This is a genomic window from Thermus altitudinis, from assembly GCF_022760835.1.
GTDB lineage: Bacteria > Deinococcota > Deinococci > Deinococcales > Thermaceae > Thermus > Thermus altitudinis.
The window spans coordinates 106,201-116,889 of record NZ_JAKTNQ010000003.1; the positions used below are offsets into that span (position 1 = coordinate 106,201).

11 protein-coding genes are annotated in these 10,689 nt (G+C 64.4%); 4 read left to right on the forward strand and 7 right to left on the reverse strand.

Going from position 1 to position 10,689, the window contains the following annotated elements; all coding sequences use genetic code 11:
• The first annotated feature begins 369 nt into the window (after window positions 1-369).
• The gene (locus L0D16_RS02305; RefSeq protein WP_243029730.1) at window positions 370-2,055 is read left to right on the forward strand and encodes a histidine kinase; all 1,686 of its coding nucleotides are present in this window, start codon (window positions 370-372) and stop codon (window positions 2,053-2,055) included.
• A complete protein-coding gene (locus tag L0D16_RS02310; RefSeq protein WP_243029732.1) occupies window positions 2,052-2,687 on the forward strand; it encodes a response regulator in 636 nt (211 codons plus the stop codon). The genes L0D16_RS02305 and L0D16_RS02310 overlap by 4 nt, the downstream gene beginning before the upstream one ends.
• Here the strand turns inward: L0D16_RS02310 and uvsE are convergent.
• From uvsE to L0D16_RS02335, 5 genes are all read right to left on the reverse strand, one after another.
• Window positions 2,656-3,552 carry a UV DNA damage repair endonuclease UvsE gene (uvsE, locus tag L0D16_RS02315; protein ID WP_243029733.1) on the reverse strand — a complete coding sequence of 299 codons (897 nt, stop codon included), beginning with the start codon at window positions 3,550-3,552 and terminating at the stop codon, window positions 2,656-2,658. The genes L0D16_RS02310 and uvsE overlap by 32 nt on opposite strands.
• The gene (locus tag L0D16_RS02320; protein WP_243029735.1) at window positions 3,549-4,058 is read right to left on the reverse strand and encodes a YceI family protein; all 510 of its coding nucleotides are present in this window, start codon (window positions 4,056-4,058) and stop codon (window positions 3,549-3,551) included. Before L0D16_RS02320 ends, uvsE begins: the two co-directional genes overlap by 4 nt.
• Window positions 4,055-4,549: a flavin reductase family protein gene (locus L0D16_RS02325; protein WP_243029737.1), complete on the reverse strand. Its 495-nt coding sequence runs from the start codon at window positions 4,547-4,549 to the stop codon at window positions 4,055-4,057. The genes L0D16_RS02320 and L0D16_RS02325 overlap by 4 nt, the downstream gene beginning before the upstream one ends.
• A gap of 3 nt (window positions 4,550-4,552) precedes the next feature.
• Window positions 4,553-5,176 (reverse strand): SDR family NAD(P)-dependent oxidoreductase, encoded by a 624-nt coding sequence (locus L0D16_RS02330; RefSeq protein ID WP_243029739.1) that lies wholly within the window; start codon window positions 5,174-5,176, stop codon window positions 4,553-4,555.
• 88 nt (window positions 5,177-5,264) lie between these two features.
• Window positions 5,265-6,044 (reverse strand): bacteriorhodopsin, encoded by a 780-nt coding sequence (locus tag L0D16_RS02335; RefSeq protein ID WP_243029741.1) that lies wholly within the window; start codon window positions 6,042-6,044, stop codon window positions 5,265-5,267.
• Between the two features lie 161 nt (window positions 6,045-6,205).
• Here L0D16_RS02335 and L0D16_RS02340 point away from each other — a divergent pair, with 161 nt between their 5' ends.
• The gene (locus L0D16_RS02340; protein WP_243029743.1) at window positions 6,206-6,973 is read left to right on the forward strand and encodes a Brp/Blh family beta-carotene 15,15'-dioxygenase; all 768 of its coding nucleotides are present in this window, start codon (window positions 6,206-6,208) and stop codon (window positions 6,971-6,973) included.
• Here L0D16_RS02340 and L0D16_RS02345 read toward each other — a convergent pair.
• Window positions 6,909-8,339 carry an SDR family oxidoreductase gene (locus L0D16_RS02345; protein WP_243029745.1) on the reverse strand — a complete coding sequence of 477 codons (1,431 nt, stop codon included), beginning with the start codon at window positions 8,337-8,339 and terminating at the stop codon, window positions 6,909-6,911. The genes L0D16_RS02340 and L0D16_RS02345 overlap by 65 nt on opposite strands.
• Before the next feature lie 97 nt (window positions 8,340-8,436).
• Here L0D16_RS02345 and L0D16_RS02350 point away from each other — a divergent pair, with 97 nt between their 5' ends.
• Window positions 8,437-9,852, forward strand: coding sequence for a phytoene desaturase family protein (locus tag L0D16_RS02350; RefSeq protein WP_243029747.1), 1,416 nt, complete (start codon window positions 8,437-8,439; stop codon window positions 9,850-9,852).
• Here the strand turns inward: L0D16_RS02350 and L0D16_RS02355 are convergent.
• Window positions 9,785-10,689: alpha/beta fold hydrolase (locus L0D16_RS02355; protein ID WP_243029749.1), on the reverse strand; the 905-nt coding region annotated here is incomplete at its 5' end. The two genes, L0D16_RS02350 and L0D16_RS02355, sit on opposite strands and share 68 nt — an antisense overlap.

Below are 10,689 nucleotides of genomic sequence, written 5' to 3' on the forward strand. Positions count from 1 at the left end.
GCCCTTACGCTAAGGCGGATGAGTTGGGCCAGGTAGCGGGGTATGGACGGACAACTCTGTCGGGTGGGTTTCCGACAGTCCTGGGGACATCTATACTCCCGGGGGCTCACTATCTTGGGGGTAGTGAGGCCAGCCTGGTTTGGGCTTGTTTCCTGTTGGGTTGCACGGGCCCCCGAACCTGGCCTTATACCCTAACCTTCAGGAGGCGGAGGTGGGCGGGGCGGTGGCGGGGATGCGGTCACCTACGCAACCAGAGCCGTACCGGGTTTTCCCGCAGGGTTGGGATCAGGCTTTGGGCCTTACGGGTTTTTACAAGGTGGAGGCCCGTCGCAACCGAGCCGTAAACCCAAGGGCCAAAGGGGTTTTGCCATGAGGCTTAGCGTTCAGCTCCTACTCACTGTGCTCTTGGCCGCCACGGCCACCGGGGGGGTTCTCATCCTGGGGGGAGGGGCTTTCCTGTATGCCGAAGGAGAGAAGGCGCTTCGCCAGGAGGTGCGCCTCGGGGCCTGGAATCTGGCCACCTTGATAACAGACGTTTTGCTGCAAGGTGACGCCCTCGAGGTTCAGAAAAGGCTCCACTTTCTCCAGGAGCAGTACCCAGGTTTCGCTTACGCCTATGTCCTGGACTCTCAGGGAAGGGTGGTGGCCCACACCTTTAAGGATGGGGTTCCCGAAGCCTTGGCCCAAGTGGGCGGTGAAGGGGTATTGAGGTTAGGGGGGGAGGTGGTCTATCAATCGGAGGCTCCTGTCCAGGGGGGTGAGGCCGGTTGGGTGCGCCTGGGGTTGTACCAGGCTCCCTTGTGGGAGCAGGTGGGGCGGGTTGTGCGGACGGGCTTTTTTGGTCTTTTATGGGCGGTGGGCCTGGGGGTGGGCCTGGGGTACTTCCTCCTCACCCGGACCCTCGAGCCCCTTTACCAGATGGCGGAAGGCGCGGCCCGTTTGGGCCAGGGGGAGTGGGTCCGTTTTCCTGAGCCCAAGGGGGAACTGGGCCTTCTGGGCCGGGCCTTGAACCGTATGGTTGAGGAGGTAAAAAGGCGGCAACGGGAACTCACCCTCCTCAACCGGATCCTGGCGGAAAGCCATGCCCTTCGGGTGGAGGAGCTGGTGGACCGGGTCCTTTCCCTTTTGGTGCGGGAGTTGGCCTTCACCTGCGGGGAGTTTTGGCTGGAGGGGAGGGTGCTGAGGAGCCGGGGCCGCCCGGAGGCCTGCCCCGCGGGCGAGGCCGGGGGTTTGGCGGAGGAGGCCTTGCGGCGGGGGCAGGTGGTGGGTACAAGGGGCGCTTTGGCGGTGCCGGTGCCTCCCAGAGGAGCATTGATCCTCTATGGAAGCCCCCAGGTGGAGCCTTGGCTGCAGGGTCTTCTGACTGCCCTTTCGGGTCCCCTTGCCACCGCTTTGGAGAATGCCCGCCTGTATGAGCTTTTGGAGGAGAAGGATAGGCAGCGGGCTGAGCTTTTGCGGGCCTGGCTGAGAACCCAGGAGGAGGAGCGGAAGCGTATCGCCCGGGAACTGCACGACGAGGTGGGCCAGGCCCTGACGGGGATTATCCTGGGCCTGGAGGGGCTCGCGGGGGAAAAGGCATCGGCTTTAAAGGAGCTGGCCCGTTATACTCTGGCTGAGGTGCGGCGGCTGGCCCTGGACCTCAGGCCCAGCGTTTTGGACCACCTGGGCCTCGAGGCAGCCTTGCGCCGGTATGTCCGGGAGTTTAGCGAGCGCACGGGTATTGAGGTGGACCTTTCCTTCCACTTGCGTAGGCCCTTATCCCAGGAGCTGGAGATCGTCATCTATCGGGTGGTGCAGGAGGCCCTCACCAACGTGGCCCGCCACTCTGGAAGCCCCAAGGCAGCGGTGGGGGTGTTGGAGATGGGCGGGGAGGTCCGCGTGTTTGTGGAGGATGAGGGGAAGGGTTTTGACCCCAAGGCGGTGGGCCTCGGCCATCAGGGCTTACTGGGCATGCGGGAGCGGGTGGAACTGGTGGGGGGTAGGCTGATTCTGGAAAGCGCCCCCGGGGAGGGTACCCGCATCCAGGTACGGCTTCCCTTGGAGGTGGCGGCGTGATCCGGGTGGTGCTGGTGGAGGACCACGCGCTGGTGCGTTCAGGCATCCGCCATCTTTTGGAGGCTCGAGGGCCCATCCGTGTAGTGGGGGAGGCCAGTACGGGACAAGAAGCTTTGGCCCTTTTGGAAGGGGTGGAGGCGGATGTGGCCATTTTGGATGTCTCCCTTCCCGACTGCACGGGCATTGAGCTCTGCAGAACGATGCATCAACGTTTGCCCCAGCTCAAGCTTCTCGCTCTTTCCATGCACGAGGACCTGGAGTATGTGCGGGGATTCCTACAGGCGGGGGGCTACGGGTATGTGAGCAAGGCGGCGGTAGATAAGGAGCTTTTGGATGCCGTGTTGGCCGTGGCCCGGGGGGAGCGGTACCTTAACCCCAGCCTGGCCATGCGCCTGGCCATGGAGATGGTGCGGAAGGAGGAGGAGGAGGGAGCCCTTTCTCCCCGAGAGGAGGAGGTGCTCCGCCTCCTGGCCCAGGGGCTTTCCCATAAAGAGGTAGCGGAGCAACTCGGCATCTCAGAGAAAACCGTGGCCACCTACCGAGAGCGAGGCATGGAGAAGCTGGGGCTGAAAAGCCGAAGCGACCTCCTACGGTATGCGGTCAAAAGGGGTTGGTTGCGGGGCCCGGCATAGGGGTTGCCCGGAGGAGGGCCAGGGCCCCAAGGGGCAGACCCTTCTCCTTGCCCTTGGCCTCCACCATCACGTGGGCGGGCCGGGGAAGGGCTTGGAGGAGCCTTTGCCAGTCCTCCTCCTGCACCTGAAAGGCGTGGGCTCCCGGGCGCCTTTGGGGGTCCTGGCTGGAGAGGTGAACCTTGGGCGTCCCCTTCCAGGTGGCGAAGGCTAGCCTCAGCCCCTCCTCCAGGGAAAGCTGCCCCGGATTTAGGGCGTGGTGCAGGGTGTCCACCACCACCGGTACCCCCAGGGCCTCGGCCGCCTTCAGGACGTCCTCCACGCTCCAAAGGCGCTCGTCGTTCTCCAAGGCCAGGAAGCGGAGGATTTCGCTTTCCCCCTTGAGGTTCTCCACAAAGCGGCGCAAGGTGGCCTCAGGGTCCCCATAGGCTCCGCCTAGGTGGAGGACCAGTACCCCGTCTTGGGCCTGGAGGAGGTCTAGGACCTTGGCCGAGTAGCGGAGTTCCGCCAAGGAGCGGGCCACCACCTCGGGGCTTGGACTTCCGGGATTCACGTACTGGCCAGGGTGCAGGGAAAGGCGCTGGACTAGGGCCTTGGCCAAGCTTCCCAGCCGGGCGAGCTCCTCCCCATGAACCCTTTCCCAGTCGTAGGGAAAGCGAGGATGGGAGGCAAAGGGGATGAGGTGCTGTCCTATGCGGAACAGGCGGAAGCCCTCTTGGTGGTTCCAGCGCAGAATCCTCTCTAGGTCCTTTAAGTTCGCCGCCACCTTGGTCCGTACCTGGGCTTCCTCCAAGGAGGCCAGGCGCAGGGTGTGGTTGGTGCTGGCCCTGAGGGTTAGGTTCTCGCAAGGGTAGCCGAGGCCTATCATCGCCTTACCTGGGCCCATAAGGAGACTTCCACCTCGTCCCGGACCTCCAGGAAGAGAAGACGGGGCCTTTCCAACCCCCACTCGGAGAAGCGGGTGCGAAAACCTCCGCGGAAGGTCCCGTTCTCAGGGCTTCCCTCCAGCACCCCCTCCAGGCGCACGGGAAGCCTCCTGCCGGCCATTTCCAAGTCCCCTTCCACGAGGAAGCGCGCTCCTTGATAGTAAGCCCGTTTTGGGTAGAGGCAGGCCTGGGGAAAAGCCTCCGCCTTGAGGATTTCCTTGGCCTTCTTGTCCCTCTCCCCATTGCCGGAATCCCAGGCCTTCTGTTCCAGGCAGACCTGGCCTGAGGCCTTATCCCCATCCCAAAGCACCACGCCCCGGGCCGTGGGGTTTTTCCCTTCCCAACTTCCCAAAGGGTAGTATCCCCGGTAGCGAACCTCCCCCGTGACCTGGTAGGGGGCCTGGGCCAGGGTGAGAAGGGGGAGGAGAAAGGGAATAAGCCGCCTCATGGCCTGAACCTCCAGGTTTCCCCTATGGTGGCGTAGTCCCGAAACCCTAGGAAGAGGATGGGCCTCTGCTTGGCCCTGGGGCTACCCTCCACGTGGACCACGTCCCCTAGGAAGAGGGCGTGATCCCCTTCCAGGGGCCATTCCGCCACCTGCAGCTCAAAGGTGGCCAAGGCTTTTTCCGGCACCCAGGTGTGGGCCAGGTTCCTGGCCTTGCGTAAAGCTACCCCAAGCCTTTCCGCCTTCCGTACCTTGCGGCCGGAAAGGTAGCCGGATCGCACCACCCATTCCCGCTCCTCCCAAGGGAGGAAGGAAAGGGCCGCTTCCCCCAGTTCCCTCAGGAGGGTTAGGGTGTGGTTTCCCCGGTCCATGGCAAAGAGGATGCGGAAGGGTTCCTTGGAAACAGGGGTCCACCAGGCCAGGGGCATGAAGTTCTCCCCCACGCAAAGGAGGGCCAGCCGCATGGGGTAGAAGAAGGCGCGATAGGTGGCCATGGGCTATACCTCCAGAACCTCGGGGGGTGGCTCCCTCAGCACCCCTTCCACCACTTTTTGGGCGGCCTCTTCTGGGGTAAGGGCCCCTTTGGGCGGACCTCCCAGGGGAGCCCAAAGCCCTGTGGCCACCGCGGGAAGCCGGACCAAGACCAGCCGCACCCCTTCCCGTCTGAGCTCCTTTCGCGCCGCTTCCAGATACCACTCCATAGCCCCTTTGGCGGCGGCGTAGGCGGCAAAGCCAGGCACCTGGACGTAGGTGGGATAGGCGCCGAAGAACACCGCCCTCCCCCCCTGCCGAAACCGGGCGTGTTTTAGCAAGAAGGCAGCGGAGAGGAAATGGGTTTGCAGCATGCGTTCAAGGAGGTCACGCCCCGTGTCGCGTACCGGGCTCCTGGCCGCAAGGCCCACGGCATGGAGGAGCATGTCCAGCTCCCCTGCCTCCGCCAACAGGGCCTGGGCCTCGAGCTCATCGGTAAGGTCTGCGGGTAAGGCCTTTCCCCCTACCCTTTCCGCCAAGGCCTGGAGTTCCCGGGCCTTCCGGCCCGATAGGAGAAGCTCGTGGCCCTGAAGGGCCTGGGCGAGGCCTGAGCCCAGCCCGCCCGTGGCGCCCAGGATGAGGATGCGCATGGCACCACCCTACCTCCTTTCCAAGTAGGCCTCTGTGGCCCAAAGAAAAAAGGGCCATGGGCCCTCCCAGGTGGATGGGGCCCATACCCTAGGCTGCCTTGGCCTCGGCTGTGAAGCCCTCCTCGAGGCTCTTGGAGCGAGCGATGGCGTAGACCAAAAGGCCGTAGATGGGCTTGGCCGTAAGGTCCGCTAGGCTGTAGCCCACCTGGATGGCCACCTCCTGGCCTGCCCCGCCCGGCAACCAGGTTCCCAGGGCATAGGCGATGGGGTAGAAGCCCCAGGACATCAGGAGGACCAAACGGGTGGCGCTGAGAAGCTCCAGTGTCCTTGGCCCATACTGCCCTTCCCTGATGGCCTGGGATAGCTCCACCCAGAGCACGTAAAGGATATAGAAGAAGGGGATGGAGGAGAGGGCTCCCCAGAGGGTCCTGGGACCGGGTTCCGTGTTGACCTCGCCCACATACCCTAGGCCCAGCATGAGCACGGAGGCCACCACCAGCTTAAGCCCCAGGTTCCAGGTGCGGGCGGCGGAAAGCCCGAGCACCAGGATTAGCTCTAGGAGGAGCAGGGGTACCGTGAGCAGCCAGTCGGCGTAGCGGTAAAAGTCGTTGAAGGGCTTTCCGCTGAACTTGTAGACGCCGTCCACCAACTGGTAAGCTCCTACCCAGCTGTCAAAGATGCGCAGGTAGTGGTAGCCGGCGATGAGGCAGATCAGGGTGGAAAGGTACAGGGCGATGTGGTACTTGGGGGCCACATAGCTTCGGGCCAGGATGAAGAACACCGCCGCTGCCCCCATCGCCGCGATGGTCAGAGAGAGGGTGTTGAAGACCAACCAGTACTGTCCGTAAGAGAGATCCGGCTGAACCATCTTTTTCCTCCTTTCTGGGCCCACCCACCCGGGAGGTCTCACTTATAGGAGAGCACCCTGCCCCTAATGCGACCTTTCCCTAGACAACACTTGTACAAGAACTGTTTGGCTGCCCACACCCTGTCTCCTGGGAAGAGGTGCAATGGGAGAGGAGGTGAAAAATGCGCACAGGGTTGCTCCTCCCCCTGGTCTTTCTGCCCGAAGAATGGGCCCTTGGCCTACTCCTTGCCTCCGCCTTGGTGCTTGGCCTTCCCCATGGGGGGGCGGACATTCTAGTGGCCCTTAGGCTGGGCTGGCCCCTCGGTGGTTTTTTGGTCCTTTATCTCTCCCTTGCCGGGCTAGCCCTTGGGTCCCTCCTCCTCTTTCCCCCCCTGGGCTTGGTGGCCTTTTTGGTCCTGGCTCTCCTCCACTGGGGGCGGGTGGAGGGAAAGGGGCCCCTGGGCTACTGGCGTGCGGGCACGGTGCTCCTTTTCCCCTTTGCCTTTCACCGCGAGGATATCCTTCCCTTCCTTCACGCCTTTGCGGGAGGTTTCCTCCTTCCCCCGGCTTTGGCCGTGGTCCTTTGGGTCCTCCTGGCCCTATGGTCCTTTAGGGAGAGACCCCCTTGGCCCCAGGTGGCCGATACCTTGCTCCTTGCGGCACTGGCCTTTTTTGCCCATCCCTACGCCCTTCTCGCGGGATACTTCCTCCTCCAGCATAGCTGGGATAGCCTCCGTCTGGTGGGCGTACGGGGTTGGGAGTGGCTTGGGGTCTATGGGGCCACCTTTGGGGGACTTCTCCTGGCCTGGGCCCTATATCCCCGTTTCCAGGATCCTCTGGCCGCCTATATGGCGGCGGTCTACGCCCTTACCCTGCCCCATACCCTCACCATGGAGGCTTGGCTGAGACGGTTTCCGCCTCGTGCACAATCGCCCGTGCCAGATCGCTGAAGATGCGGGCGTGGATAGGGTAAAGAGCCCACCAGTATAGGAAGCCGGTAAGGCCATGGGGCTCAAAGTAGGCGGTTTGGACCAAGCGGCCTCCATTCCTCTCCCCCAGGGCTTGCCACTCCAGCCAAGCCCTTCCGGGAAGGCGCATCTCGGCTCTTAGACGGAGGAGCCGCGGGGGCTCCACGGCCTCTACCCTCCAGAAATCCACCGCATCTCCGGGTAAAAGAACCTGGGGATGGCGGCGTCCTCGGCGTAAGCCAGGTCCTCCGAGGAGCCGGTCCACTGCTCCCCTCAGGTGCCAAGCCCAGTTCCAGACCAGCCAGCCCCTTTCTCCGCCAAGTCCTGTAAATACCCGGAAAAGGAGCTCTGGACTGGCTTTCGTGGTAAGGACGCGAACTTCCCGGATGAGGCCTTCCCGGTCTTCCAAAAGGTGTTCCTTTCCGTGCAGAGCGCCGGACCAGCGGGTTTCTACCTCCCCCAACGCCGTGCGGCGCAGGGCCAGCTGCACTGCTTCGCGGTAAGAAAGGGGCTTAACCTCGGGAAAGATTTCTTGGGCCTTGCGGGTATCGGCCACCAAGGGATGCAGAATCCCCTCCACCAAGGGTAGGGCTAGGCGGTTGGGGATCGGGGTGACCAAACCCACCCAAAGGGCCGCTAGTTTTGGGGCCAGTACGGGCACGGGTAGGATAAGGCGTTTAAGGCCCCGTACCTCGGCGTAGGTTTCCATCATGCCTTTAAAACTAAGGGCTGGGGCCCCGACTTCCACCACTCCCTGGGGTCCCCGCTCTAAGGCCAAGAGCAAATAAGAAAGGACGTCCCGTATGGCGATGGGGGACACGGGGTTCAGAATCCAGCGAGGTGCCACCATCACCGGGAGGCGCTCCGTGAGGTAACGGACCATCTCAAAGCTGGCAGAACCCGAACCCACGATGGGGCCAGCGCGGAACTCGGTGGTGGGGAGGTGGGCTCGTAGGATCTCCCCCACCCTGGCCCGGCTTTGCAAGTGGTGGGAAGGTGTGCCAGTGGGCGGCAGGAGGCCACCTAGGTAGACCACGTGGCCCACGCCGAGCTCTTTGGCCAGGCGCGCAAAGGTCAGCGCCTGTGTTTCTTCGGCTTGGGCAAAGTCCGTTTCCGAAAGCATGGCGTGCACCAAGTAGTAGCCTGCATCCACCCCTAAAAGGGCCCGGCGTACGTCCTCGGGGTTGGCCAGATCGCCTTGGACCACCTCTACCTGTTCTGCCCAGGGCCGGCCCTGGAGGCGAAGGGGATTGCGCACCAGTACCCGAACTCTGTGCCCTCTTTCCAGTAGACGGGGGACTAACCGGCCCCCCACGTATCCGGTGGCTCCTGTCACCAGAAGGGTCATGGGCTCAGTTTAGGGGGTAGCCATAGGGACTGGGTGGCGGCTACCTCTATAGCTTGCGCCAAGGTCTCCTGGGGGAAAGCCCCATAGCCTAGGGGGCGTGCGGGCGGTGGTGGTGGGGGCAGGGATCGGGGGACTGGTGGCGGCGCGGCTCTTGAGGAAGGCGGGCCTCGAGGTGGTGGTCCTGGAGGCCCACACCTACCCAGGTGGCCTGGCGGGAAGCTTTTACCACAAGGGCTACCGCTTTGATGCGGGGGCCACCTTGCTCTCCGGCCTGGCCCCCGGCGCCCCCCTAGAGGTGGTGGGCCGCCTCGTGGGGCTCAGCTGGCCGGTGAAGCCCTTGCCCCAAGGCTTCCCCCTCATGGAGGTGCACCTGCCTCAGGGCAGGGTGGTGCGCCCCGTGGGCCGTGAGGAGGAAAAGCGTGCCCAGAAGGAGGCGTTTGGCCCCAGGGTCCTGCCCTTTTGGGATTGGCAGGAGGACAGGGCGAGGAGGCTTTTGGCCCTGTCCCCGTGGCTGGCCTGGCCTCCAGAGAGGGAGGAGGTTCTCCCCTTGGCCCGCCGCCTCCCGGGTCTTGCCCCCCTTCTTCCTGACCTGTGGCGGCGGGCTTCCGCCCGGGCCCCCGGCATCCCTGGTTTTCGGCGTTTCCTCGAGGCCCAACTTCTCATCAGCGCCCAATCCCAAGACGCCTATGCCCTGTACGCGGCCCTGGCCCTGGATCTTCCCCACCTAGGCCCCGCCCTGGTGCCAGGGGGCGTGGGCCAGGTGGCGGAGGCCTTGGCGGAGGGTTTAGAGGTGCGCTACCGGGCCCGGGTCCTCCGTCTCCTGCGGGAAGGGAGGAAGGTGGTGGGTGCGGAGGTGGCCTATGGAGGCCGGCGGCGAGGGGAAAGGGAGGTGTTGAAAGGGGAGGTCTTCCTCCTGAACGTGCCCCCCAGGCCCCTTCTGGGTCTACCTGAGGCGGTACCCCGGGACGCCTGGGGGGCTTTTGTGGTCTATGGGGTCTTGCCCTTCGCGGTCAACCCGCCCTTCTACCGGCAGAACGCCAAGGAGAGGCCGTTTGCTTTCCTGTCCCTGCGCCCAGAGGGGAAGAAGACGGTCTTCTCCCTCTCCCTCCACACCCCCTTGGACCCCTGGCTGGGTGTTTCCGCCCCGGAGTACGCACGCCTGAAGGCCCTCTGGCAGGAGAGGGCCCTTTCCTTGGGGGAAGGCCTTTTGCCGGGGTTGAGGGAGGCGGAGCTCCTCTTTGCCGCCACTCCCCTTACCTACCGCCGCTTTGTGGGCCGGGCCTGGGTGGGCGGGTATCCCCAAACCCATCCCTGGCGGTTCCCTCGGGTGCGGGTTTTGGAAAACGCCTTCCGGGTGGGGGAAGGGGTGTTTCCCGGGCAAGGGATCCCCGCCGCAGCCCTCTCCGGCCTGCGCGCCGCCCGGCTGGCCCTAGCCTATTTGGGCTTCAGAGAAGCCCTAGCCTGCTTAGATATGCCAGGATGGCCTGTGCCGTCCGGCCTTCCCGCTCCGTAAGGATGTCCAGGTGGGTCAGGCCCTCCAGCACCCGCACCTGGGCTTGGGTGCCAGGGAGCACCTTTTCCAGACGAAAACCCTGGGGGTCAGGGACCAGGCCCCTTCCCGCCCCTAGGGCCAGGATGGGGTAGGGGAGGGCCTTGGGGACAAGCCCTAGCCCCGTGTGGGGATACCCCGCCGTTTCCAAGAGGAGGCGGAAGGGGAAGTACCACTCGGAAAAGCCTGTCTGAGGGCGGGCATAGGACCGCAAGAAGGCCCGGGGGTCCGTGGCCTCGCCGGTGTCCCGCCACTCCACCACCCTTCCCCTGGGACCCCGCACCGTCTGCACCAACCTCCCCTGGAGAAGGCCAAGGAGGCTCAGGCCCTCCCGGGCCCAGGCCCGGCCTACGCTCACGCTGAAGATGGGGAAGAGGCTATAGTGGTCGTCCACCTTGATGAGGGCCTGCGCCTCCCGGGTGGCCCGGTAAGGGCCCCAAGGTACCACCTCCAAGGGTCGTTGGGCCGCCACAAAGGCCTCGGCCTCCGCCAGGGCCAGGTCCTTGGGGGAGAGAAAGGGGAGTCTAAAGACGGGGTCCGCTTGGCCCGAAAGCAGGGCCCTAAGGCCCGGGAAGGGGCCGAAGGGGGTAGAGGTTCCCTCCCAGAAGGCTTCCGGGGAAAGAGGGGTATCGGGTAGGCCGCCATCCAGGAGCACCAGGCCCGAGAGCCTTTCCCCATGGGCCCAGGCATAAAGGGTAGCCAGGCTGGCCCCCAGGGAGTGGCCGGCCAGGACCACCGGGGCCCTCTGATACCCTTTCTTGTTGTATTCTTCGTCCATGACCGTGGCCGACCACCTGACCC